General features: G+C 72.2%; 20 protein-coding genes and 1 tRNA gene. 12 read left to right on the forward strand and 9 right to left on the reverse strand.

From position 1 onward, the window contains the following. Positions 1–30 precede the first annotated feature (30 nt). From C1C97_RS05650 to C1C97_RS05660, 3 genes are read right to left on the reverse strand one after another with little or no spacing between them, the layout of a single operon-like run. A complete protein-coding gene (locus C1C97_RS05650) occupies positions 31–945 on the reverse strand; it encodes an NUDIX hydrolase (RefSeq protein WP_121030389.1) in 915 nt (304 codons plus the stop codon). 2 nt (positions 946–947) lie between these two features. After that, positions 948–1,427 carry a RidA family protein gene (locus C1C97_RS05655; protein ID WP_110920299.1) on the reverse strand — a complete coding sequence of 160 codons (480 nt, stop codon included), beginning with the start codon at positions 1,425–1,427 and terminating at the stop codon, positions 948–950. A gap of 18 nt (positions 1,428–1,445) precedes the next feature. Then, the gene (locus C1C97_RS05660; RefSeq protein WP_110920298.1) at positions 1,446–1,640 is read right to left on the reverse strand and encodes a hypothetical protein; all 195 of its coding nucleotides are present in this window, start codon (positions 1,638–1,640) and stop codon (positions 1,446–1,448) included. A gap of 116 nt (positions 1,641–1,756) precedes the next feature. On the opposite strand from C1C97_RS05660, the gene C1C97_RS05665 reads away from it, so the two are divergent. Genes C1C97_RS05665 through C1C97_RS05675 form a run of 3 tightly spaced genes read left to right on the forward strand, consistent with a single transcriptional unit; the run spans position 1,757 to position 7,719 of the window. Then, positions 1,757–3,898: a transglycosylase domain-containing protein gene (locus C1C97_RS05665; RefSeq protein ID WP_110920297.1), complete on the forward strand. Its 2,142-nt coding sequence runs from the start codon at positions 1,757–1,759 to the stop codon at positions 3,896–3,898. Further along, positions 3,898–4,821 (forward strand): metallophosphoesterase, encoded by a 924-nt coding sequence (locus C1C97_RS05670; protein ID WP_121030391.1) that lies wholly within the window; start codon positions 3,898–3,900, stop codon positions 4,819–4,821. The genes C1C97_RS05665 and C1C97_RS05670 overlap by 1 nt, the downstream gene beginning before the upstream one ends. 9 nt (positions 4,822–4,830) lie before the next feature. After that, entirely contained in the window at positions 4,831–7,719 is a 2,889-nt protein-coding gene (locus C1C97_RS05675) for an FAD-binding and (Fe-S)-binding domain-containing protein (protein ID WP_121030393.1), read from the forward strand. A 212-nt stretch (positions 7,720–7,931) separates the two neighbouring features. Here the strand turns inward: C1C97_RS05675 and C1C97_RS05680 are convergent, their stop codons facing one another. Further along, positions 7,932–9,179 (reverse strand): MFS transporter, encoded by a 1,248-nt coding sequence (locus C1C97_RS05680; RefSeq protein ID WP_121030394.1) that lies wholly within the window; start codon positions 9,177–9,179, stop codon positions 7,932–7,934. A 98-nt stretch (positions 9,180–9,277) separates the two neighbouring features. On the opposite strand from C1C97_RS05680, the gene C1C97_RS05685 reads away from it, so the two are divergent. The 3 genes from C1C97_RS05685 to C1C97_RS05695 all read left to right on the forward strand — a co-directional run bounded on the left by C1C97_RS05685 (position 9,278) and on the right by C1C97_RS05695 (position 10,744). Continuing rightward, positions 9,278–9,351, forward strand: a tRNA-Pro gene (locus tag C1C97_RS05685). A gap of 89 nt (positions 9,352–9,440) precedes the next feature. Next, entirely contained in the window at positions 9,441–10,298 is an 858-nt protein-coding gene (locus C1C97_RS05690) for a PhzF family phenazine biosynthesis protein (protein ID WP_121030396.1), read from the forward strand. After that, a complete protein-coding gene (locus C1C97_RS05695; RefSeq protein ID WP_233542750.1) occupies positions 10,295–10,744 on the forward strand; it encodes a thiol-disulfide oxidoreductase DCC family protein in 450 nt (149 codons plus the stop codon). The genes C1C97_RS05690 and C1C97_RS05695 overlap by 4 nt, the downstream gene beginning before the upstream one ends. A 44-nt stretch (positions 10,745–10,788) precedes the next feature. Here the strand turns inward: C1C97_RS05695 and thiE are convergent, their stop codons facing one another. Continuing rightward, positions 10,789–11,451 (reverse strand): thiamine phosphate synthase, encoded by a 663-nt coding sequence (gene thiE / locus C1C97_RS05700; RefSeq protein ID WP_121030398.1) that lies wholly within the window; start codon positions 11,449–11,451, stop codon positions 10,789–10,791. Positions 11,452–11,683: 232 nt separating this feature from the next. On the opposite strand from thiE, the gene thiO reads away from it, so the two are divergent. The 4 genes from thiO to moeB are packed head-to-tail and all read left to right on the forward strand — an operon-like array spanning position 11,684 to position 15,634. Then, positions 11,684–12,955, forward strand: coding sequence for a glycine oxidase ThiO (gene thiO, locus C1C97_RS05705; RefSeq protein ID WP_121030400.1), 1,272 nt, complete (start codon positions 11,684–11,686; stop codon positions 12,953–12,955). Beyond that, complete coding sequence (gene thiS / locus C1C97_RS12705; RefSeq protein ID WP_121030402.1) at positions 12,952–13,317, forward strand: sulfur carrier protein ThiS; 366 nt, start codon at positions 12,952–12,954, stop codon at positions 13,315–13,317. Before thiO ends, thiS begins: the two co-directional genes overlap by 4 nt. A gap of 2 nt (positions 13,318–13,319) precedes the next feature. Next, the gene (locus C1C97_RS05715) at positions 13,320–14,291 is read left to right on the forward strand and encodes a thiazole synthase (RefSeq protein WP_121030404.1); all 972 of its coding nucleotides are present in this window, start codon (positions 13,320–13,322) and stop codon (positions 14,289–14,291) included. Beyond that, entirely contained in the window at positions 14,288–15,634 is a 1,347-nt protein-coding gene (gene moeB / locus C1C97_RS05720; protein ID WP_121030406.1) for a molybdopterin-synthase adenylyltransferase MoeB, read from the forward strand. Before C1C97_RS05715 ends, moeB begins: the two co-directional genes overlap by 4 nt. 171 nt (positions 15,635–15,805) lie before the next feature. On the opposite strand, the gene C1C97_RS05725 is transcribed toward moeB, so the two are convergent. From C1C97_RS05725 to C1C97_RS05735, 3 genes are read right to left on the reverse strand one after another with little or no spacing between them, the layout of a single operon-like run. After that, a complete protein-coding gene (locus tag C1C97_RS05725) occupies positions 15,806–16,450 on the reverse strand; it encodes a LutC/YkgG family protein (protein WP_110918967.1) in 645 nt (214 codons plus the stop codon). Continuing rightward, positions 16,447–18,528, reverse strand: coding sequence for a LutB/LldF family L-lactate oxidation iron-sulfur protein (locus tag C1C97_RS05730; protein ID WP_110918966.1), 2,082 nt, complete (start codon positions 18,526–18,528; stop codon positions 16,447–16,449). Before C1C97_RS05730 ends, C1C97_RS05725 begins: the two co-directional genes overlap by 4 nt. Then, the gene (locus C1C97_RS05735) at positions 18,525–19,367 is read right to left on the reverse strand and encodes a (Fe-S)-binding protein (RefSeq protein WP_110918965.1); all 843 of its coding nucleotides are present in this window, start codon (positions 19,365–19,367) and stop codon (positions 18,525–18,527) included. Before C1C97_RS05735 ends, C1C97_RS05730 begins: the two co-directional genes overlap by 4 nt. A gap of 306 nt (positions 19,368–19,673) precedes the next feature. Here C1C97_RS05735 and C1C97_RS05740 point away from each other — a divergent pair, with 306 nt between their 5' ends. Both C1C97_RS05740 and C1C97_RS05745 read left to right on the forward strand, forming a co-directional pair. Further along, a complete protein-coding gene (locus C1C97_RS05740) occupies positions 19,674–21,344 on the forward strand; it encodes an L-lactate permease (RefSeq protein ID WP_121030408.1) in 1,671 nt (556 codons plus the stop codon). Between the two features lie 84 nt (positions 21,345–21,428). Further along, positions 21,429–22,145: a FadR/GntR family transcriptional regulator gene (locus C1C97_RS05745; protein WP_110918963.1), complete on the forward strand. Its 717-nt coding sequence runs from the start codon at positions 21,429–21,431 to the stop codon at positions 22,143–22,145. 390 nt (positions 22,146–22,535) lie between these two features. Here C1C97_RS05745 and C1C97_RS05750 read toward each other — a convergent pair whose 3' ends face one another. Beyond that, positions 22,536–23,294 carry a response regulator transcription factor gene (locus C1C97_RS05750; RefSeq protein WP_110918962.1) on the reverse strand — a complete coding sequence of 253 codons (759 nt, stop codon included), beginning with the start codon at positions 23,292–23,294 and terminating at the stop codon, positions 22,536–22,538. Between the last annotated feature and the right edge of the window lie 5 nt (positions 23,295–23,299).

Here is a 23,299-nt window from a genome sequence, read left to right on the forward strand (position 1 = left end):
GGGCGAGGTGCCGGGGGGTGCTCTGTGGTCTCAGGCGTCGAGGACCAGGATGGGCTCGCCGTCGCGCAGGTCCAGACGCGGGCTGCGCAGCCGCATGTCACGACGGGCCGCGAGGAACGCCACCGCCGATCCGGCCTCCGCCACGGCCTCCACCGCGCACTGCACGCCGGGCGTGGTCAGTTCCGGGAGTTCGAAGTGCCAGGGGTCGTCCGTTTCGGCGGACTCCTCCGCCTGCCGCCGGAACAGCTCCGGGACGGGCGTGGACCAGGGGTCCTCCAACAGGGCGCGCGCGTCCACCCACCCGAGCCACGCGCGGCCGCGCTGCGTGGCAAGGGGACAGTGGCGCTGTCCCACGGGCACGGCCGCCGCGAAGAACTGCAGGTCCACGCGCTGGTGCACGAAGTCCGAGGTCACCCAGTGGGACAGGGGCCGCAGGCACTCGCTGTGGAACGCCATGCTGCGCTTGGCCAGCAGGTCCGCGAAGGAGATGTCCTCCGTGGCGAGCTGCTCCCGGGAGCGCATCCAGTCCACGCCCTCCACGTTCTCCGCCACCCCGTGGGTGGGGGTGCCCGCGAACAGGATCCCGGTCTCCACGAACGTCTTGCGCGCGGCGGTCACCACGCGGCGTCGTGCCAGCCCGATGTCCTCCGAGAGCAGTTTGCGGGCCCACTGCGCGGAGGACGGCCCGCGCCAGTCCAGGGGCTCGTCGTCGCTGGCCTCGGTGATGCCCCCGGGGAACGAGAGCGTGCCCATGGACTGCCGCCCGGGGCGGTGCAGCATGAGCGTCTCGACCCCGTGCTCGCCGTCCCGCACGAAGACGGTGGCCGCCCCGTGCCGGGGTGCGGATCCGTGCATCCCCAGACCGCGGTCGAGCCACGCCCGGGCCGCCTTGGAGTAGGCACGGGGCACCGCGAAGCTGCGTTCGGTCCCGCGGTGCTCCGCCATGCTCAGTGGAACTCGACGATCAGTTCGACCTCCACCGGCGAGTTCAACGGCAGCACGCTCACGCCCACCGCGGAGCGCGCGTGCACGCCGGCCGCCCCGAAGACCCGGCCCAGCAGCGTGGACGCGCCGTCCACAACGGCCGGCTGGCCGTAGAAGTCCGGGGCGGACGCCACGAAACCCGTGACCTTCACGATGTGCTGGATGCGGTCGAGGTCCTCGATCCGGGACTTCACGGCGGCGATCGCGTTGAGCGCGCAGCGTTCGGCGAGCTCCGCGGCGCGCTCCGGGGACACCGTGCCCGGCGCGCCGGTGCCGCTCACCACACCGGTGGCCGGCAGTGCCCCGGAGACCAGGGGCAGCTGTCCCGCGGTGTAGACGTGCTTCCCGCTCACCACGGCCGGGGCGTACGCCGCGAGCGGCCTGGCCACCTCCGGCAGCTCGAGTCCCAGCTGCGCGAGGCGCTCCTCGTACGTGTCACTCATGGTGTGCCTTCCCGCGCGTCAGTTCTTGGGGCGCTTGAAGTAGGCGATGGGGTTGGTCTGGACGGGCGCGGTCATGTTGCCCGCCGGGGTGTCGGCGGCCTGGGTCCCGGGCAGGACGGTCACGAGCTCCCAGCCGTCGTCCCCCCAGTTGTCCAGGATCTGCTTGGTGGCGTGGATCATCAGCGGAACGGTGGCATATTCCCAAGTGGTCATGACCCCCACACTACTGAACGGGGCCCGCGGCGCGCGTCCCGGCACCCGGTGACTCCACAGTGCGACCCCCGCGGGGGTGGCCCGGTCCTTCCCGGCCCGGCTTGTACACTGGCGCAATGGCATCACGCAAGAACTCGGGCTCCGAGCCCACGTCGGTACTGGGCAACGTCGTGGCGTTCATCGCCGTTGCAGTGGTCGCCGGGGTGGTGGCGGCCGGACTCCTGGTACCCCCCGCCGCGGCCGCAGGAGTGGCCGCGAACGCCTCCATCGGCTGGTTCAAGTCCCTCCCCGCGGACATGGAATCGGGTCCGCTCTCCCGCGGTTCCACCGTGGTGGCCAAGGACGGCTCGGAAATCGCGTCGTTCTTCGCGCAGAACCGCGATCCCGTCCCCCTGGCCAAGATCTCCCCCAACATGAAGAACGCCCTGCTTTCCATCGAGGACCGTGACTTCTACGACCACGGCGGCGTGGACCCGTGGGGCATCGTGCGCGCCATCGGCAACAACCTGCTGCGCCCCAGCAACCGTCAGGGCGCCTCCACCATCACGCAGCAGTACGTGAACAACCTGATCATCGACCAGCAGGTCCGCAACGGCGAGCAGGCCAGCACCATCGGTGCCGACAAGGGCGTGGTGGACAAGGTCAAGGAGATGAAGCTCGCCCTGTCCATGGAGCAGGAGAAGTCCAAGGACGAGATCCTGGAGGGCTACCTCAACGTGGTGCTCTTCGGGGGCTCCAACTACGGGGTGCAGGCGGCGTCCGAGTACTTCTGGGGCATTCCCGCGTCCGAGCTGAGCATCGCGCAGTCCGCCACGCTCGCGGGCATGGTGCAGTCCCCCAACTACTACAACCCCCAGGTGAACCCCGAGGCCTCCGTCCAGCGCCGCAACCTGGTGCTGGACACCATGGTGCAGACCGGCGCCATCACGCAGAAGCAGGCGGAGCAGGCGGCCAAGGAACCCATGAACCTGGACATCCACACCACGAGCTCCGGGTGCACCTCGGCGAAGACGGCCCCCTACTTCTGCGACTACGTGGAGAACGAGGTCATGCAGTCGGACGCCTTCGGCGCCACCCCGGAGGAGCGCCTGGCCACGCTGCAGCGCGGCGGTCTCACGATCACCACGTCCCTGGACCCCAAGGCGCAGAAGGTCGCGGACGAGCAGGTCAACGCCACCCAGCCCAAGGACAACAACCCGGACAGCGTGTCCACCGCACTGATCTCCCTGGAGCCCAGCAACGGGCACGTGGTGTCCATGGCGCAGAACACCAACTACTCGGGTGCGGAGGGTGACTCCAACACCACCTACAACTTCAACGTGGACACGTCCAAGGGCGGCGCGGGCGGTTTCCAGGTGGGCTCCACGTTCAAGCCCTTCACGCTGGCCCAGTGGATCAACTCGGGCAAGGGCGTGAAGGCCAGCATCGACGCCCGCCGGCTGAACTACCCCGCGGACTACCGGTGGAAGGCCTCGTGCCTGCCCAACGGGTACAAGATCGAGCCGGGGACCGACGGCAGCGGCCTGACCTTCCAGAACGCCACCGAGGGCTACAACAAGGTGATGGACGTGGACTTCGGCATCTACAACTCCATCAACTCGGCGCTGTACGCCATGGCGGCGGACCTGGACCTGTGCCAGATCGGCGAGCTCACCAAGGCCCTGGGCATCCACGACGGCAAGAACGGCGACCCCGTGGACACCACCGTGCTCTCGTCCCTGCTGGGCGGTTCCGCGGACATCGCCCCCATGACCATGGCCCGCGCGTTCTCCGCGTTCGCGAACGACGGCAAGATGTGCGAGCCGCGCGCCATCACCCGGGTCCGGGACCACACCGGCAAGAACTACGGCGTGCCCGGCGACAAGTGCGAGCAGGTCATCAAGAAGGAGGTGGCCCAGGGCGTGAACTACGTCCTGGAGCAGGTCCTGGTGAGGGGTTCGGGCTACCAGCGCTCGATCGGCCTGCCGAACGCCTCCGCGGCCAAGACCGGCACCACCGACAACTCCACCCAGACCTGGATGCTCGGCTACACCAAGGGTCTCGCCACCGCGTCCTGGGTGGGCAACTACCAGTACGGCTCCCGCTCCCTCAACGGTCTGAGCATCGGCGGCAAGCGCGGCGGCTCCGGCACCGAGTGGGTGGACGGCGCGACCTACGCCGGTGGCCAGTGGCAGAACTACATGAAGCAGGTCGCCCCCGGGTACGACACCTCCAAGTTCTCGTCCCCGCCGGCCAGAGTGATGTCGTCCACCAAGTGATGACGGCTCACTCCTCGACCGGGCCCGCCCCGGCCACGCGCGTTCTCGCCGCGGCCGGGGCGGGGCTTCTCGCCGCCGGGGCGGGCACCCTGGGGTGGGCCGTTCTCGGCGAGCGCCGGCGCTTCCAGCTCCGCCAGGAGACCGTGCGGGTGCTGCCACCGGGGGCCCGGCCACTGCGGATCCTGCACGTCTCGGACCTGCACACGGTTCCCGGACAGGAGGCCAAGAAGCGCTTCGTGCACTCGCTGGCCGCACTGCGCCCGGACCTGGTGCTCGACACCGGCGACAACCTCTCCCACATGAGCGCCCTGCCGTACCTGCTGGAGATCCTGGACCCGCTCTTCGCGTTCCCCGGGGTGTACGTCCCCGGGTCCAACTGCTACTTCGCGCCGCAGCCCAAGAACCCCACGCGATACCTGTGGCGCTCCACCGCGGGCGAGACGCGGGACGAGGCCCCTCGCCTGCCCACCGAGCAGATGCACCGTTCCTTCGACGAGCGCGGCTGGACGGGACTGGTCAACCGTGCCCGTCGGATCGAGGTGGCCGGCACGGTCATCGACTTCTCGGGCGTGGACGATCCGCACCTGCACTACGACCGGCACCCGGGCTTCCCGCGGGGCCACAACGAGCCCGCGCACGTCCGGATCGGCGTGGCCCACGCCCCCTACCTCCGCACGCTGGACCGCTTCGCCGCGGACGGTGCGGACGTCGTCTTCGCGGGCCACACCCACGGCGGTCAGGTGTGCCTGCCCGGCGGCCGGGCCCTGGTCAGCAACTGCGACCTGGACCCCGCGATCTGCAAGGGGCTCATCGACCACCGGGGGGTGCCCGTGAACATCTCCCAGGGACTGGGGGAATCCCGCTTCGCCCCCGTCCGCCTGTTCTGCCCGCCGCAGGCCGTCCTGGTCACGCTCACCGACTGAGGTACACCCATGGCACCGATCCGCCTCCCGTTCCCCACGCGTCGGCACGACGACGCCGCCCCGGCCGCCTCCCCGCTGGCACGCGCGGTGGCGCGGATCGAGGCCGAGTGCGGCAGCGGCGTCGTCGTGGGCGGGGAACTGGAACGCCGCGCCGTGGCGCACGACGCCTCCCACTACCTGATGCACCCCCACGCGGTGCTGCGACCGCGGGACGAGTCCGAGGTGGGGCGGATCTTCGCCGCGGCCGCGGGCACCGGCGCGGGGCTGACCCTGCGCTCGGGCGGCACGTCCCTGTCCGGGCAGTCCGTGACCGACCAGCTGCTGGTGGACGTCCGCCGGCACTTCAAGGGCGTGGAGGTCCTGGACGACGGCGCCCGCGTGCGCGTCCAGCCCGGCGTCACCGTGCGCCAGGTCAACGCGCGGCTCGCGCCGCACGGGCGGGCGCTGGGCCCGGACCCCGCGAGCGAGACCGCGTGCACGCTCGGTGGCGTGGTGGCCAACAACTCCTCCGGAATGGCGTGCGGTACGGAGTTCAACACGTACCGCACGCTGGAGTCCATGGTGCTCGTGCTGCCCTCCGGCACGGTGGTGGACACCGCCGCCCCGGACGCCGCGGAGCTGTTGCGCACGCGCGAGCCCGAGCTCTTCGAGGGCCTGTTGCGACTGCGGGACCGCGTGCGGGGCAACCCGGAGTCCGTGCGGAGCATCGAGCGGCTCTTCGCCATGAAGAACACCATGGGCTACGGGTTGAACTCGTTCCTGGACCACGCGGACCCGGTGCGGATCCTGGAGCACCTCATGATCGGCTCCGAGGGGACGCTGGGCTTCGTGGCCGGCGCGACCCTGCGCACCGTGCCGGTCCACCCGCACGTGGCCACCGGCCTGCTGGTGTTCCCCACGGTGGTGGCCGCCACGAACGCGGTGCCGGAGCTGGTGGGCTCGCACTGCGCCACCCTGGAGCTGCTCGACGCCACCTCCCTGGCGGTCTCGCAGCGCACCGGGCTCGCTCCACCCGTCATCATGGACATCCCCGTGGAGCAGCAGGCCGCGCTGCTCGTGGAGTACCAGCACGACACCGCGGACGGGGTGCGGGAGCTGGCGGACGCGGCGTCGTCCACCTTCGACGCGCTGGACCTGGCCGGGCCGGTGTCCCTCACCACGGACGCCCGGGAGCGGGCGAGCCTGTGGACCGTGCGCAAGGGGCTCTACACCACCGTGGCGGGCAACAGGCCGCAGGGCACCAATGCGCTGCTGGAGGACGTCGTGGTGCCGGTGGACCAGCTGGGCGGCACGTGCGAGGAGCTCACGGGGCTCTTCGACGACCACGGCTACCGGGACTCCGTGATCTTCGGGCACGCCAAGGACGGCAACGTCCACTTCATGCTCAACGAGCAGTTCGACGACCCCCGGCAGCTGGAGCGCTACGAGCGGTTCACCCAGGAGATGGTGGACCTGGTGCTCGGCCGCGGCGGCTCGCTCAAGGCCGAGCACGGCACGGGGCGGATCATGGCGCCGTTCGTGCGGCGGCAGTACGGGTACGAGCTGTACGACGTCATGGTGGAGCTGAAGGCCCTGATCGACCCTGCGAACCGCTTCAACCCGGGCGTGATCCTCACGGACGACCCACGCGCCTACCTGCGGGACCTCAAGACCGCCCCGCCCGTGGAGTCCGAGGTGGACCGGTGCGTGGAGTGCGGCTACTGCGAGCCGGTGTGCCCGTCCCAGGACCTCACGCTCACGCCGCGCCAGCGCATCGTGGGCCGCCGGGAGATCGCGCAGGCCGAGCAGCGCGGGGACGCGGAGCTCGCCGCCCGGCTGCGCCGCGAGTACGACTACGCCGGGCTGCAGACGTGCGCGGTGGACGGCATGTGCGTCACGGCGTGCCCCGTGAGCATCAACACGGGTGACCTCGTGCGTCGGCTGCGCGCGGAGAACCATTCGACGGTCGCGGACCTCGCGTGGGCGGCCGCGGCACGCTCCTGGGCCGCGACCTCCGCGGGCGCGGCCTTCGCGCTGACGCTCGCGTCCCGCGTGCCCGCGGTCCTTCCCGTCTCCGCCACCACGGCCGCCCGCGCGGTGCTCGGCACGGACACGGTCCCCCGCTACAACGCGTCCCTGCCGACGGGCGGGGACACCCGCTCCCGGTTGACGACGCCGCCCGCGCGCCCGGGTGCGCAGCTCCGGGCCGTGTTCTTCCCCGCGTGCATCGGGGCGATGTTCGGCACGGCGACCGGTGCGGGCCCCTCCGCCTCCGAGGCGTTCCTGCGGCTGTGCGAGCGCGCCGGCGTGACCGTGCGGATCCCGGAGGGCATCGACTCCGCGTGCTGCGGCACCCCGTGGAAGTCCAAGGGGCTGCCCACCGGCTACGGGACGATGACCGAGCGGACCCTCGGCCTGCTGTGGGACGCCTCCGACGAGGGGCGGCTGCCCGTGGTGTGCGATGCGGCGTCCTGCACCGAGGGCCTGGAGACCATGCGGAACCTCGCGCGGGAGCACCCGCGGTACCGGGCGCTGGACTTCGTGGACGCCGTGACCTTCACCGCCGAGCACGTGCTGCCCGGTCTGGACCGGGGCGCCCCGCTGGACACCCTGGCCGTGCACCCCACGTGCTCGTCCGTGCACCTGGGGGCCACCGAGGACCTCCTGCGCGTGGCCCGCGCGTGCGCCCGCGCGGTCACCGTGCCCGTGGACTGGGGCTGCTGCGGCTACGCCGGGGACCGCGGGATGCTGCACCCGGAGCTCACGGCGTCCGCCACCCGGCGCGAGGCCGCGGAGGTCCGGTCCGGGGATTTCGATGCGTATGCATCTTTGAACCGGACGTGCGAGCAGGCCCTCACGGAGGCCACGGGCCGGCCCTACGAGCACGTGCTGCAGGTGCTGGAACGGGTCACGCGCTGAGTACGTGCCTCACCTGACGCCCGCGCGGGTGCCCCGCACGGGCCTCTGACGCCCGCGCCCGCCGGGCTGGCCACCGCGCTACTCACGGGCGGGCAGCGCCGGGCGCCTGTCTTGTAAACAGAGGGTCGCCGGCACCGCATCACGCGCGAGCGGACGACGCACCGGAACGGACGACAGGGTCGGGACAGCGCCTGAACCGGGGCGGACGCGCCTCAGCCCCGCGGCGGCGTCGTGCCCGGATCCGGGACCGCGCGGGACGCCGCGCGCGCCACAGGAACGGCGGAGACCGCGCACACCAGCACGCCGAAGAGCAGGCACCACACGAAGCCCGTGGTGGCACCCACCCCGGCGAGGCGGGCCACGGCGGGGCCGGCCAGGGACAGGGCGAACGGGACCCCGAAGCCCACGTAGGTGAGGGTGTAGAACACGCCGATCAGCGCGCCGAGCTCGTGCGGGCGGGCCATCAGCTCCACCTCCTTCAGCCCGGCCACCATCATGAACCCGTAGCTGACACCCAGCAGCACGGCGGTGGGGAACGCGAGCCAGCTCTGGTGCCACGTGACGGTCAGCGCCCCGAGAACGAGCCCCGCGCTCGCGGCGCCCAGCCCCGTGACGGACAGCGGCAGCCAGCCCCGCTCACCGAGCCGCGCGGCCAGCGGCTGCACGAGCACGCCCGTGAACATCACGGCGGCCGCCACGGTCCCGAGGTAGGCGACCGGCCACCGCACCGGGCCCAGCACGAAGGACGGGATGCTCGCGAAGGCCACGGTCGCGGTCCCGAACACCCAGGGCGCCCAGGCCGCGACCACCCAGAAGAAGCGACCCGTCAGCGCCACCGGGGGCACGAGGGGCTGCCGCGTGCGGGGTCCCCGGGCCGGGGGCTGGGTCTCCGGCACGGTCCACACGAGCGCCGCGGCCCCGAGCGCCAGGACGGTGTGCACCAGGAACGGAGTGATCTGCGGCGCGGGCAGGAACTGCGCGAGCAGACCGGCCGCCAGGGGGCCCGCGCCGAAACCGGCGGAGAGCACCACGGTGGCGCGGCGCGGCCCGGCACCGGGGCGGTCCGTGCTGAGCTGCTTCACCCAGGCGGAGCCGGAGGACATGGCCATCCCCACCCCGAAGCCCATGATCCAGCGACCCGCGTACAGCAGCCAGTCGGAGGTGTGGGACGCCGTGGCCAGGATGAGCGAGGCCACCGTCACCACCGCGAGCGCCGGCCGCATCACGGCCCGCCTGCCGCGGTGGTCGGACACCGGGCCGAAGACGAGCAGGGCCGGCACCAGACCGGCGGCGTAGATCCCGAGCATCCCGGTCACGAACGACTCCGAGAGGCCGTCCTGGGAGCGGTAGACCTCCAGCATGGGGGCGAACAGGTTGGCCCCGAACCCCACCGTGAACATGGCCGCGCCCACGCGCCACCACGTCCGCGGGGTGAGCGTGGGTATAGGGGACTGGTGCATGGCAGTGAGCGTACCGGCGGGGAGGGGAGGGATTTCGCATTCGCCGAATCCTGACGCTATGCTGGAGCAGTTGTTCGCGGGTTGTACCCGTGCAGCAGCGGGATGTGGCGCAGCTTGGTAGCGCGCGTCGTTCGGGACGACGAGGTCGCAGGTTCAAATCCTGTCATCCCGACTCGAATCCCCTTGCTCCTCCGCAACCGGAGCAAGGGGATTTTCTTGTGCCCGTTCCCGCGCGCCCTCCCGCCGTGGTGGAATCGGGGCATGACCCCGCACCCCCGTTCCCGCCCGTTCGCGCAGGTGGACGTGTTCTCCGCCGAGCCCTGCCTGGGCAATCCCGTGGCCGTGGTCCTGGACGGCTCGGACCTCACGGACGAGCAGATGGCCCGCTTCGCACGCTGGACCAACCTCTCCGAGACCACGTTCGTCCTGCCGCCCGTCTCCCCCGAGGCCGACTACCGGTTGCGGATCTTCACCCCCGAACGCGAGCTGCCCTTCGCGGGCCACCCCACCCTGGGATCGGCCCGCGCGTGGCTCGCGGCGGGGGGCACCCCGCACGGCGCGGCCGTGGTGCAGGAGTGTGCCGCGGGTTCGGTGCGCATCCACCCCGCCGCGGACGACGCCGCCGCACTGGCCTTCGAGGCCCCGCCCACCGTGCGGTCGGGTGAGCTGGAGCCCCCGGTGCTGCGCCGCGTCCTCGCCGGGCTGGGGCTGCGGGACGAACAGGTGGCGGCCCACCAGTGGGTGGACAACGGACCCGGCTGGGCCGCCGTGCTGCTGGGGTCCGAGACGGAGGTGCTCGCCATCGAGCCGGACTACGCCGCCCTGGACGGGATCAAGGCGGGCGTCGTGGGCCCCGCGCCGGAGGGGTCGGACCACGATCTCGAGGTCCGCGCGTTCGTGGCGGGGGGACACGGGTACGAGGACCCCGTGACCGGCAGCCTCAACGCGAGCGTGGCCCAGTGGCTGCTGCGCACCGGGCGCCTGCCGGGCGACTACACCGCCCGGCAGGGAACCCGGATGGGCCGCCGCGGCATGGTGCGCGTCAGCGCGGACCGGACCGGGAACGTGCGCGTGGGCGGTTCGTGCACCGTGTGCGTCACGGGGACCGTGGCGCTGTGAGCACCCGGCTGCACGTGGTCTTCGACGGCAACTGCGGTTTCTGCACCCGCGCCGTGGGCTGGGTCCGGGTGCTGGACCGCCACGGGCGGATCGAGCTGCACCCGTGGCAGGGCCCGGGGGTGCTGGAGCGCTTCGGGCTGACCCCGGAACAGGGCAACACCACGGTGTGGGCGGTGCCGGCCGAGCACGTGACCCCCGTGGGCTCGGGCACGGGCACGGGCACGGGCACGGGCACGCAGGATGGTGCCACGCACGGCGCGCGGGCCGTCTCCGCCATCCTCGACACGGCCCTGGGCACACGCTGCTTCGGTGCGTTCTACGGCCTGCCGCTGGCGGGCCGCAGCCAGGAGGCCGTCTACCGCTGGGTGGCCGCCCACCGGGGCAGCTTCCCGGGCGTCACCCCGTGGTGCGAGCAGCATCCCGGGCAGTGCGGTTCCGGGCGCTGACCGGGGGCACGAGGTGCCGCCGCGCGTCTCCGGCACCGCCGGGCTCATGCCGGCAGCGCGTCCCGCAGCGTTCGCGCCGCGGCGGTGACGTCCGTGGCCTCGGTGACCGCACGCACCACCACGATGCGCGACGCCCCCGTGTCGAGCACCGCGGGCAGCCGGGCGGCGTCGACCCCGCCGATCGCGAAGAAGGGTGTGCCGCCCGCGTGCTCGGCGGCGTAGCGCGGCAGCTCCAGGCCCACGGCCGCGCGGCCCGGCTTGGTGGGCGTCTCCCACACGGGCCCGGTGCAGAAGTAGTCGAGTCCGCGGTCCGCGAGGGCCGCGTCCACCTGCTCGGGCGAGTGGCACGACCGGCCGAACATCACGTCGGGGCCCAGGACGGTGCGCGCCTGCTCCGTGGTGAGGTCCCCCTGGCCCACGTGGAAGACGTCCGCGCCGGTCAGCAGGGCCACGTCCGCGCGGTCGTTCACGGCGAAGAGCTTCCCGTGCTCGCGGGCAACCTCCGCGAGCACCTCGATGGCCTCGATCTCCGCGGCGGCCTCCAGCGTCTTGTCCCGCAGCTGGATGATGTCCACCCCGCCCGCGTACGCCGCATGCAGGAACTCCCTCAGGTCCCCGCGCTCCCGCCGTGCCGTCACGCACACGTAGAGCCGAGCATCCTGCAGTGCCGTGCGGCGCCGAGCGCCCGCATCCTCCGTCTGTCCCATGCCGCCATCGTGGCACGACGCCCGCCCGCGCGGACACTCCCCCGCTCAGCCCGCCGCGAAGCCCCCGGGGACGCGGGCGCGGCCCGGGACTAGACTGGCGGCGTCGTCCGGTGCCGGGCGAGCAGTTCCACGGGAGCCCGCACACGTCACCCCGGACCACCGCAGCGGGCTGCGAGGGCGTGAGCCGCCGACCGGTCACCTGATGCGGGTCATGCCGCCGGAGGGAGGAAGCATGTCGGAGCACGAGCCCGAACACGTCGTCGTGGCCGGGGCCGGTCTGATCGGGCTGGCCACCGCGCTCGAGCTGCGCCGCCGCGGGGCCGCCGTCACCGTGGTGGACCCGCAGCCCGCGTGGGGGGCCACCCGCGCCGCCGCCGGCATGCTCGCACCCGTGGCCGAGACCCAGTACGGCCAGGAGCGCCTCTACCCCCTCATGCGCGCCTCCGCCGCCGAGTACCCCGCGTTCGTGGAGCGGGTCACCGCGGCCACGGGCCTGCCCACCGGGTACCGCACGGAGGAGACGCTCGTGGTGGCCGCCGACGCCGCCGACGCCCGTTCGCTCTCGGACCTCGCCTCCCACCAGCTCGCCTCGGGCATGGACGTGGAGGAGATCTCCACCCGCGCGGCGCGCTCGCTGGAACCCGCGCTGGCGCCCCGGCTGGGCGGTGCCGTGCGGATCGTCTCCGACCGGCAGGTGGACCCGCGGATGCTGGCCGCCGCCATGGTGGAGGCACTCAACGCCCCGGCCCTGCGGACCATCGGGGAGGTCCCCGACGCCGGCCCGGCCACGTGGCTCACCCACCGGGTGGAGTCCGTGCGCGTCACCCGCACGGCGCCGCGGCAGGCCACCGGGGTGCAGCTGGACGACGGCGAGCTGATCCCGGCGGACGCCGTGGTGGTGGCGTCCGGGCTGAGCGCCAACGCGGTGGGCGGACTGCCCGAGGACCTGGACCTGCGGCTGCGACCGGTGTTCGGGGACATCCTGCGGCTGGGGGTCCCCGACTCCGTCCTGGCCCCCGGTGAGGAGCACCTGCTGACCCGCACGGTGCGGGCCCAGGTGCTCGGTCGGCCCGTGTACATGGTCCCCCGCGCGGACCGCACCCTGGTCCTGGGCGCCACGAGCCGCGAGGACGGCCGGGAGTCGGTGCTCGCCGGCGGCGTCCACCAGCTGCTGCGGGACGCCCGCGCCGTGGTCCCCGCGATCGACGACTGCGACGTGCTGGAGATGATGGCCCGCGCCCGCCCCGGAACGCCCGACGACCTCCCCTACCTGGGGAGCACGTCCGTGGCGGGACTCGTGATCAGCACGGGGCACTTCCGCCACGGGATCCTGCTGACCCCCGTGGCCTCACGGCTCGCCGCGGAACTCGTGACCGGCGTGGCCGATCCGGACGTGGACCACGCCCGGGACCCCGAGTTCCTCGCCACCACCGACCCCGCCCGCCACTCGGGCCCCCACGACGATCCCCACGACACCGTCCACGTCCCGGGAGGACCGGCATGAGCCCCACCCCTGCACCGCACGACCCACGGCACCGCACCGGCGCCGACGGACCGGACCCCGCGCACACGGTCCCCGCCGCCGGAGAGTTCCCGCCCCCGCCCGCCGCGGACACCGCCACGGGCGCGGGCACGGCCACCGTCAACGGCACCCCCGTGGAGGTGCACGACGGCTTCACCCTCACGGCTGCCGTGTCCCACCTCACGGGCCGGGAGATCACACCCGAGGGCACCGCGGCGGACGGCCATCCCCTGGGGATCGCCGTGGCCGTGGACGACGCCGTGATCCCGAGGTCCCTGTGGTCCGCAACCGCCGTGGCCGCGGGGCAGTCCGTGGAAATCGTCACCGCCGTCCAGGGAGGCTGAGCATGACCGCAGAGCACGCACACCCCACCGCGGAGTCCCCCGCTCCGGACCCGCTGGGCATCGACGGTGTGGAGCTCTCCTCACGACTGGTCATGGGCACCGGGGGGCTCACCGACCTCGCCATGCTGGAGCGTGCCCTGCTGGCCTCCGGCACGGAGCTGACCACCGTGGCGCTGCGCCGGTTCTCCCCCGGCCCCGCCGGTGGAGCCGGGCGGCGCGGAGCGGAAGGGTTCCCGGGGGCGGGCCCCGCGGCGTCGTCGACCCCCGGGGCACCGCAGGACAGCCTGTACGGGATCCTGCGCCGCCACGGCATCCGGGTGCTGCCCAACACCGCCGGGTGCTACACGGCCCGGGACGCACTGCTGACCGCGGAGCTCGGGCGCGAGGCACTGGAGACGGACTGGGTCAAGCTGGAGATCATCTCGGACGAGGACACCCTGCTCCCGGACGGCGTGGAGCTGCTGGACGCCACCGAGGAACTGGTGCGCCGGGGCTTCAAGGTCTTCGCGTACACCTCGGACGACCCCGTGCTCGCGCTGCGCCTGGAGGACGCCGGGGCCACGGCCGTGATGCCCCTGGGCGCCCCGATCGGCACGGGCCTGGGCATCCTCAACCCGCACAACATCGAGCTGATCGCCTCGCGCGCCTCCGTGCCGGTGGTCCTGGACGCCGGGATCGGCACGGCGTCGGAGGCCGCCCTGGCCATGGAGCTGGGCTGCGACGCCGTGCTGCTGGCCTCCGCGGTGACCCGCGCGCAGGACCCCGTGGCCATGGCGCGGGCCATGAAGCACGCCGTGCGGGCGGGTCGGCTGGCGCGCGGCGCCGGGCGCATCCCGCGCCGCACCCACGCCATGGCCTCCTCCCCCATGGCAGGGCGGATCGGCTCCGGTGAGGACACGCCCCGCGGGGACTGGCCCGCCCGCTCCGTGGCCGAGGCCGCGGGAGAGCCCGCGGCCGGGGGCTCCACCCGATGAGCGGGCTCCCGGGCTTCGCCCCGCTCGTGGAACCCGCCGAGGACCTCACCCGCGAGGAGCTCGAGCGGTACTCGCGGCACCTCACGCTCACGCAGTTCGGGCCGCTCGGACAGCGCCGTCTCAAGAACGCCCGGGTGCTCGTGATCGGCGCGGGCGGCCTCGGCGCCCCGGCCCTGCAGTACCTCGCCGCCGCCGGTGTGGGGACCCTGGGGATCGTGGACGACGACGTCGTGTCCGTCTCCAACCTGCAGCGCCAGGTGGTCCACACCGTCGCGGACGTGGGACGGCCCAAGGTGTCCTCCGCCGCGGACGCCGTGGCCCGGCTCAACCCGCTGGTCACCGTGCGCACCCACGACGTCCGGTTGAGCACGGAGAACGCGCTGGAGATCTTCGCGCAGTACGACCTCGTGCTGGACGGCGCGGACAACTTCGGCACGCGCTACCTCGTGGCGGACGCCGCCGAGCTCACCGGGATTCCCGTGGTGTGGGGCTCCATCCTGCGCTTCGACGGCCAAGTCTCCGTGTTCTGGGCCGGGCGGGGACCCGTGTACCGGGACCTCTACCCCGAGGCTCCCCCGGCCGGGTCCGTTCCCTCGTGCGCCGAGGGCGGCGTGCTGGGCGTGCTGCCCGCGACCATCGGCTCCGTCATGGCCACCGAGGCGCTCAAACTTCTCACGGGCATCGGCTCGCCCCTGGTGGGGCGGGTTCTAATCCACGACGCCCTCGCCCAGACCTGGCGCACCCTCACCGTGCTCCCGGACCCCGGGCGCGAGCCCGTCACGGACCTCTCCCAGGTCTTCGTGGCGTGCGGTCTCCCCGCCCCGGAGGACGACGCCGCGGCCCGCGGGGACGACCAGCCCGCTGCCGGCGCGGCTGCCCGCCACGACGCGGACGGCGCGTCCAGCGGCGGCGGGCGAGCGGCGTCGGGCCGAACCAGCGGTGCGCAGCGGCCCCCCGGGGTCCGGGCGGGTGCCCCGCAGTCCGCACCGAGCGCCGTCGAGACCGTGGCCGCCACGGAACTGGCGGAGCTGCTGGCGGCACGCGAGCGCGGCGAGACCACGTTCACCCTGGTGGACGTGCGGGAGGACTGGGAGCGGCAGCTCGTCTCGATCCCCGGCTCGGTGGCGGTGCCCCTGGACCGGCTGCTCGCGGACGGTGTGCGGGCGCTCCCCGCGGGGACCGAGGGGGACGTGATCCTGCACTGCAAGGCCGGGGTCCGCTCCGCCCGGGCCCTGGCGGCCCTGCGCGGCGACTACGCCCTGCGGGAGGACGACCTCAAGCACCTGGACGGCGGGATCCTGGCGTGGATCGAGGACGTGGACCCGAAGCAGCCCCGCTACTGAGCCGGGCCGGGGGACACGCGCCGCGAGCGCCTCACGTCCCTTCCGTACCTCACCATCCTCGCCCACCATGGGCGCCGCCCGCCCACGCAGGAAGAAGTGCAGAAAATGCCACCTACCGCTCGGTGGATGGCATTTTCTGCACTTCATCCTTGGGGGCGCTCGCCAGCCCGGTCAGCCCAGCAGGATCACGTCCAGCGTGCGCGGCCCGTGCACACCCTCCACCCGCTCGAGCTCGATGTCCGAGGTGGCGGACGGGCCCGAGATCATGGTGGTGGGGGCGGTGGGCTCCACCCGTGCCATGGCCTCCGGGATCAGCTCCACCACGGTGTCCAGCGGCACGATGCAGATGTGGTGGTCCGGCACCAGGGTGATCGCACGGCGGCCCTCGTCCGGTCGCCCGGACAGGAAGATGGTCCCCGTCTGGGCGCAGGAGACCGTGGAAGAGGTCACCACGGCGTCCACCCGGTTCAGGTCCCGCACCGTGAGCGCCGAGGCCCTGCGGGCGTCGTTGGGGTCCACGATGGCCCGGCGCGCCGCGGTCTCCTCCGGGAGCAGAGCGGTGTCCAGTCCCTCGGGGATCACGTAGCGGGCGGATGTCCCGAGCTGGGTGGCGATCCGGTCCGCCACGGTCTGTGCGGTCTCCCGGTACACGTTCGCCTTGTAGTCCAGCAGCCGGTCCTCCAGCACGTCCACGATCTCCTCGCGGGACAGCTCCGAGGTGTGGCGGTAGTCCCGGGGCACCTCGGGGGCCTGTGGCTGGTCCGCGAGCGCACCGTGGAGCCGCTGCAGGATCTCCGTCTTCGCGTCCGTGCTCATGCCTGCTCCCCGTTCCCGTTGTTCCGCTCGTCGGACCGACCGCCCGCTGGGCCCCCGGTCGCGCCCGTGCGACCCGATGCGGTGCCACCGTCCGCGATGTTGTCCTCGTCCGGGTCACCGGTGGCCGCGGAAGCCGCTCCGGCCACGGCGTCCGGTCCCGCCCCGGGAGCGGTCTCCCCCCGGGAGGTGCGGGCGGCCGTCTCGCGCGTCCGGGACGGTGTGGCGGCCGCCCCCGAACCGGGGGTCACCCCCTCGCCGGAAGCGCCCGCCGAGCCGGACGAACCGCGCGCACCCGGGGCATCGGCCGGATCCCGTTCCGCGGCGGCGTGGGACTGCGCGGACCCGTCGGGCGCGGGGCCCGACGCCGCCGCGGCGCCGTCGTGCTCGAGACGCTGCCCGGTCTCCCCCTCGTGCTTCTTCCACCAGTTGCGGAAGGACTCCCTGGGGGGCTCGGGGACGTCGCGCTCGTCCGTCCAGCCGCCCACCACACCGGGCAGCCAGCTGATCGCGTGGTCCCGCCCGGCCACCACACGGCCCAGGGGCAGACCCCGCTCCGCGAGCGACATCCGCTGGCCCGAGGCCATCACGAAGGACGCGCCCTTCATCATGGCGTCCATCTGCGTGGGCACACCGCGGGAAGGCACGGCTCCTCGGATGCGGCGTCCTGCGCGACGCGCCCGAGAACCGAGCTCCTGGAGGGTGCCCTTCTGGGGGGCAGTGTCCTGCCCACCCCGGCCCTCGTCCCCGGTCAGGGACTTCTCCTCGCGCCAGTTGTCGTCTCCGCCCACCGCAGGGTCCTCGGACGACGGCGCCGGCGCGGCCCTCTCCACGCGCTGTCCGTGCTGGGTGCGGATGTCCTCGTCCCGCAGGTGCACCAGGATGTCCGGGATGTTGATCTTCACGGGACACACCTGGTAGCAGGCCCCGCACAGGGAGGACGCGTACGGCAGGGAGGCGTTCTGCTCGGACGTGATGCCCGTGAGCTGTGGCGAGAGGATCGCGCCGATGGGCCCCGGGTAGGTGGAGCCGTAGGAGTGTCCGCCCGCGTGCTCGTAGACCGGGCACACGTTCAGGCACGCGGAGCAGCGGATGCAGTGCAGCGCGGAGCGGCCCTTGGGGTCCGAGAGTACCGCGGAGCGGCCGTTGTCCAGCAGCACCACGTGGAAGTTGCTGGGCCCGTCACCGGGGGTCACCCCGGTCCACAGGGACGTGTAGGGGTTCATCCGCTCCCCGGTGGAGGAGCGCGGGAGGAGCTGGAAGAACACCTCGAGGTCCTGGTAGGTGGGCAGCAGTTTCTCGATGCCCATCACGGTGATCAGCGTCTCGGGCAGGGTGAGGCACATGCGGCCGTTGCCCTCGGACTCCACCACGGACAGGGTCCCGGTGTCCGCGATGCCGAAGTTTGCGCCGCTGATGGCCACCTTGGACGTGAGGAACTTCTCCCGCAGGTGCTGGCGCGCCGCCTCAGCCAGGACGCGCGGTTCGCTGGTGAGCTCGTCCGTGACGCCGGGCATCTCGCGGCTGAAGATCTCGCGGATCTCCTCGCGGTTCTTGTGGATCGCGGGGACCAGGATGTGGGAGGGCTTGTCCCGGCCCAGCTGCACGATGAGCTCGGCCAGGTCCGTCTCGGTGGCGGTGATGCCGTTCTCGGCCAGGTGCTCGTCCAGCCCGATCTCCTGGGTGGCCATGGACTTCACCTTGATGACGTCCGTGGTGTCCTGTTCCTGCACCAGGCGCGTGACGATGGCGTTCGCCTCGTCCGCGTCCCGGGCCCAGTGCACCACGCCCCCGCGGGCCGCCACGTTCTGCTCGAACTGCTCGAGCAGTTCCGGCAGGTGCGCCATCACGGTCTCCTTGATGGCGGAGCCGGCATCGCGCAGCTCGCTCCAGTCCGGGACCTCCCCCACCACGCCCGCGCGCTTGGTGCGGATGGTGTGGGTGGCGTGCCGGATGTTGGCGCGCATCTGCTCGTTCTGCAGCTCTTTTTTGGCGGCCTTGGGGAACGCCACCTGTGCATGCAGGTTGCCCTGCCCGTGCACGGGGCGCACCGCGGGCATGCCGAGGGACGTGACGCTCATCGAGTTGCTCCTGCCGTGGTGGCCGGGCTCGCCGCACGGCGCCCGGGCTGGGGGATGGACAGTTCCACCGGGCCGTCCACCCGCAGCGGATTCGCGCGGGTGGAGGCGAGGATCTCCGCGAAGTGCACGGTCTGCACGTCCACGTTGCGCTTGGAGGCCGCGCCACCCAGGTGCATCAGGCAGGACGCGTCACCCCCGGTGCACAGGGAGGCACCGGAGTTCTCGATGTTGCGCAGCTTGGCGTCCGCCATGGCACCGGAGACGTCCGGGTTCTTGAACGAGAAGGTGCCGCCGAAGCCGCAGCACTCCTCGGCGTCCGGCAGCTCGCGCAGGTCGATCTCCGCCACGGAGCGCACGAGGTCCTTCTGCCGGTCACCGAGGCCCAGCAGGCGCATGCCGTGGCACGAGGGGTGGTAGGTCACGGGGTGCGGGAAGTACGAGCCCAGCTGCTCCGCCGCGTTCGTCACGCCCAGCACGTCCACGAGCAGCTCGGAGAGCTCGTGGGTGTTCGCGGCCACCGCCTCCGCGCCCTGCGCGAGCGCCTCGTCCCCGCACTCGCGGGCGACCACGGGCTGCTGGTGGCCCAGGGAGGCCACGCACGAGCCGGAGGGCGCCACGGCGACGTCGTAGTCCACGCTCGTGAACGCGCGCACGTGGTTGCGGATCACCGGCATGGCGTCCTCGAAGTAGCCGCTGTTCACGTGCATCTGGGAGCAGCAGCCCTGGCCCTGGGGGAACACCACCTCGTGTCCCAGTCGTTCCAGGATCCGCACGGTGGCCAGCGCCACCTTGGGATACATGGCGTCCACGATGCACGTGGCGAAGAGCGCGATTTTCATGTGTGTGGTCTCCCAACCGTCTGCGCCGGTCGAACTCTGTGGTCAGACCATGCTACGCCCGTGAATCGGGTCACATCAAAAGTGTGCCCCGGCCCGATCGCCCTGGCAATCCCGGCGGTGTGTGCCGCGGCCGCCGCCCCGAGCCCTTCGTCCTGTGACGCACATCATGTACGCTGTGGTCGGACCATTGTGGTCTGACCACGTGCGTCACGGGCGGTCCCGAGCAGAGGATCCACTGCTCGCCGCCATCCCCTGCAGAACATCGCGAACCACGGTTCCGATCCGGCCCCACCCCTTGGAGAACGCGTGAACACCTTTACCGCCGCGACCGACGCCGTGGGAGGCAGCGTCGGGCTGTCCGCCCTAGTCGGCTGCCTGCCCCTGCTGACCTTCTTCGTGATGCTACTGGCCTTCAAGGCCAGCGCCTACGTGGCGGGTCTCACGTCCCTCGCCGTGGCCCTGCTGGTGGCCACCCTGGGCTTCGGCATGCCAGCGCACCTCGCCGCACTGACCGCCACCCAGGGCGCCGTCTACGGACTGTTCCCGATCGTGTGGATCGTGGTCATGGCCCTGTGGTTCTACCAGGTGACCGTGCTCTCCGGGCGTTTCGAGGACCTGCGCACCATCTTCGACACCATCGGGGGCGGTGACCTGCGCATCCAGGCCATTCTCATCGCGTTCTGCTTCGGCGGTCTGCTCGAGGCTCTCGCAGGCTTCGGCGCCCCCGTGGCGATCACCGCCACGATGATCCTGGCCCTTGGGCTCAAGCCTCTCAAGACGGCCACGCTGGTGCTGATCGCCAACACCGCCCCCGTGGCCTTCGGCGCGATCGCGATCCCCATCACCACCGCGGGCACGCTCACGGACCTCGACCCGGCCCACATCGGTGCCGTGGTGGGTCACCAGGCCCCGTTCTTCGCGTTCGTGGTCCCGTTCTTCCTGCTGCTGATCGTCGACGGCGTCCGCGGCCTCAAGCAGGCCTGGCCCGCCGCCCTCGTGGTGGGCGGCAGCTTCGCGATCGCCCAGTGGTGGTGCGCCACGCACTTCTCGTACGAGCTCACCGACGTGGTGGCGTCCCTCGCCGGGCTCGCCGGTGTGGTGATCCTCATGCGCTTCTGGCGTCCCAAGGGCGCCGAGGCCGTGCGCGCGGACCTGGGCGTCTCCCGCCCGGAGGATGCTGCGGTGCTCACGGCCGGGCGCGTGTGGATGGCAGTGCTGCCCTACCTGCTGGTGGTGGCCGTCTTCGGCGTCGCCAAGCTCTGGACCGCCGGGGTCAATGTACCCAAGGCGATGGCGTCCACGGACGTCAAGATCCCGTGGCCCGGCCTGAACGGGCACCTACTCAATGCCAAGGGCGAAGCCATCTCGGGCACGGTCTACTCTTTCCAGTGGCTCTCCAGCCCCGGCACGCTGCTGCTCATCACCGGCCTGCTGGTGGCCGTGATCTACGCCCTGTTCAACCACCACGGGATGTTCCGACTCTCGATCGCGGATGCCCTTGCAGAAATCGGACGCAGCTTCTGGAAGATGCGTTTCTCCGCCCTGACCATCATGTCCGTGCTGGCACTGGCCTACGTGATGAACTTCTCCGGCCAGACCCTGGCGATCGGCACGTTCGTGGCCGGTCTGGGCGCGGCGTTCGCGTTCTTCTCCCCCGTGCTCGGCTGGGTGGGCACCGCTGTGACCGGTTCCGACACCTCCGCCAACGCCCTGTTCGCGAACCTCCAGAAGACCGCGGCCCTGGGCTCCGGGCTGGATCCGCACCTGATGACCGCCGCGAACACCTCGGGCGGCGTGGTGGGCAAGATGATCTCGCCGCAGTCCCTGGCCATCGCGTCCTCCGCGGTGGGCATGCAGGGCAAGGAGTCCAGCATCTTCCGCTCCGTGGTGCCGTGGTCCCTGGGCATGCTGCTGGTGCTGTGCTGCCTGGTGTTCCTGCAGTCCAACGTCCTGGCGTGGATGCTGCCCGCGGCCTGAGCCGCGCTACTACAGTGAGGAGCAATGGCCCGTCACCGCTGCACGCGGTGGCGGGCCCACGCATGTGACGCCCCGGGAGGAACCATGAGCACTGCACCCGCCTACACTGTGGTGCTGGACTGGCTCGAGCACCAGCTGCGATCGGGTGCCCTGCGCATGGGTGACAAGCTGCCCGCCGAGCGCACCCTCGCCGAGGACTTCGGGATCTCACGGGCCTCCGTGCGCGAGGCCGTACGGATCCTGGCCGCCATGGGACTCGTGCGCTCGGCCACGGGGTCGGGGCCGCAGTCGGGGGCCACCGTCATCTCGGACCCCTCCGCGGCCCTGGGGTGGGCGCTGCGCATGCACATCGCCACGCGCTCGCTGCCCGTGGCGGACGTGGTGAGCACCCGCATCCTGCTGGAGACGCAGTCGGGTCTCGACGCGGCGTCGTCCGAGGACCCCCGCCGGCAGGCTGTTCTGGAGGAGGCGGCCGCGATGCTCGACCGGATGGACGACCCCGACGTCGACGACGCCGAGTTCCACACCCTGGACGCCCAGTTCCACCTGCACCTGGCCTCCCTGGGCGGGAACGTGGTGGTCGAGACGATCATGGCCTCGCTGCGCGAGGCGACCATCGGTTACGTGCAGGAGACGGTGGCGGCCACCGCCGACTGGCCGGGCATCCGCTCCCGCCTGCGGGAGCAGCACCGCGCCATCCACCGTGCCACCGCGGCACGGGACGGGGAGCTCGCCGCGCGCCTGCTGCGCGAGCACATCATGTGGTTCTACGGGCACGCACCGGAGCCCGCGCAGGGCTGAGGGGGGTCTGCGCCACGCCAACGACGACCGTGCGAGCGGCGTGCTGTGGAGAAGGGGCCGGACACGACGAACCCCGGCGCCCCCTGGTCGGAGGACGCCGGGGCCAGGCCTGTGTGCGCCCTGAACCGCTGACGCAACGGAGACCCTCGGAGTTGCGCACGAGGTGATCCAGGCCCCGCGGCACTCGTCCGATCAAGGGGGTACGAAGGCCCCCGCTGCGAACTCAGCGGTCCGCTCCGCGTGGGAGGTGGACGCCGTACAACCGCCCGACCCCCGGGGAGCGTTGGACATCTGTGCCGATGTCCACCACATACTCTGCCGCACACCGGCGGCCGGGCACCATGGCCATTCGGCCAGACTTCCCGGACGAAACTGGGCGTGGCCTGGGCGTCAGCGCGGGCGCAGTGCGTTCTCGTCGTCCAGCTCGGGGTGCACGAGCCCCCACTGGATCCCGGAGATCAGCACCTGCACGCGGTCCCGCACGGCGAGTTTCTCGCAGAGGTGGGAGACGTAGGACTTCACGCTGCCGTGGGACACGGTCATGCGCTCGGCGATCTCGGCGTTGTTGAGCCCCTTCGCGATCCACTCGAGGGTCTCCTGCTCACGGGGGGTGAGCTTCGGTGCACCCGGGTGGGGCCCGGGCGGCTGGGACATGCTCACCTGCGTCAGGACGCCCCGCTGCCTGCCCCGCCGCACGGAGGGCACCGGGACGTCCCCCAGCACGTTGTTGGCCAGCGAGATCGAGACCGACTGCGACAGCGCCAGCTCGTCCTCGCGGATCAGGCTCACGGCGGACACGATCTCGTCATGCCGCGCGTCCTTGACCAGGTACCCCGAGGCCCCCGCGCGCAGGGCGGGGACGACGTACTCGAGGGTGGAGAACGTGGTCAGGGCCAGCACCTTGGTGTCCGGGCACTGCCGCACGATCTGCGCCGTGGCCTCGATCCCGTCCATCCCCGGCATCCTGATGTCCATGAGCACCACGTCGGGGGACAGCTCCAGGCATCTCGCCACGGCCTCCTCGCCGTCGGCCGCCTCTCCGAGCACCTCGAACCCCGGCTCGGCCCGGAACAGGTTCGCCAGGGCGTCACGCATGAGCGGATGGTCGTCCACGAGAAGGAGCCTGCACAAATCCATGGAAATGATCATAAACT

Source organism: Kocuria tytonis (assembly GCF_003226895.2).
Lineage (GTDB): Bacteria > Actinomycetota > Actinomycetes > Actinomycetales > Micrococcaceae > Kocuria > Kocuria tytonis.

Bases quoted from the DNA above. Each gene is read 5' to 3' on its own strand.
- C1C97_RS05730 (WP_110918966.1), bottom strand. From the start codon at position 18,528: ATGAGCGTCACGTCCCTCGGCATGCCCGCGGTGCGCCCCGTGCACGGG.
- thiE (WP_121030398.1), bottom strand. From the start codon at position 11,451: ATGGGACAGACGGAGGATGCGGGCGCTCGGCGCCGCACGGCACTGCAG.
- C1C97_RS05735 (WP_110918965.1), bottom strand. From the start codon at position 19,367: ATGAAAATCGCGCTCTTCGCCACGTGCATCGTGGACGCCATGTATCCC.
- C1C97_RS05655 (WP_110920299.1), bottom strand. From the start codon at position 1,427: ATGAGTGACACGTACGAGGAGCGCCTCGCGCAGCTGGGACTCGAGCTG.
- C1C97_RS05650 (WP_121030389.1), bottom strand. From the start codon at position 945: ATGGCGGAGCACCGCGGGACCGAACGCAGCTTCGCGGTGCCCCGTGCC.
- C1C97_RS05725 (WP_110918967.1), bottom strand. From the start codon at position 16,450: ATGAGCACGGACGCGAAGACGGAGATCCTGCAGCGGCTCCACGGTGCG.
- C1C97_RS05675 (WP_121030393.1), top strand. From the start codon at position 4,831: ATGGCACCGATCCGCCTCCCGTTCCCCACGCGTCGGCACGACGACGCC.
- C1C97_RS05690 (WP_121030396.1), top strand. From the start codon at position 9,441: ATGACCCCGCACCCCCGTTCCCGCCCGTTCGCGCAGGTGGACGTGTTC.
- C1C97_RS05670 (WP_121030391.1), top strand. From the start codon at position 3,898: ATGACGGCTCACTCCTCGACCGGGCCCGCCCCGGCCACGCGCGTTCTC.
- C1C97_RS05745 (WP_110918963.1), top strand. From the start codon at position 21,429: ATGAGCACTGCACCCGCCTACACTGTGGTGCTGGACTGGCTCGAGCAC.
- C1C97_RS05660 (WP_110920298.1), bottom strand. From the start codon at position 1,640: ATGACCACTTGGGAATATGCCACCGTTCCGCTGATGATCCACGCCACC.
- thiO (WP_121030400.1), top strand. From the start codon at position 11,684: ATGTCGGAGCACGAGCCCGAACACGTCGTCGTGGCCGGGGCCGGTCTG.
- C1C97_RS05715 (WP_121030404.1), top strand. From the start codon at position 13,320: ATGACCGCAGAGCACGCACACCCCACCGCGGAGTCCCCCGCTCCGGAC.
- C1C97_RS05750 (WP_110918962.1), bottom strand. From the start codon at position 23,294: ATGATCATTTCCATGGATTTGTGCAGGCTCCTTCTCGTGGACGACCAT.
- C1C97_RS05680 (WP_121030394.1), bottom strand. From the start codon at position 9,179: ATGCACCAGTCCCCTATACCCACGCTCACCCCGCGGACGTGGTGGCGC.
- thiS (WP_121030402.1), top strand. From the start codon at position 12,952: ATGAGCCCCACCCCTGCACCGCACGACCCACGGCACCGCACCGGCGCC.
- moeB (WP_121030406.1), top strand. From the start codon at position 14,288: ATGAGCGGGCTCCCGGGCTTCGCCCCGCTCGTGGAACCCGCCGAGGAC.
- C1C97_RS05665 (WP_110920297.1), top strand. From the start codon at position 1,757: ATGGCATCACGCAAGAACTCGGGCTCCGAGCCCACGTCGGTACTGGGC.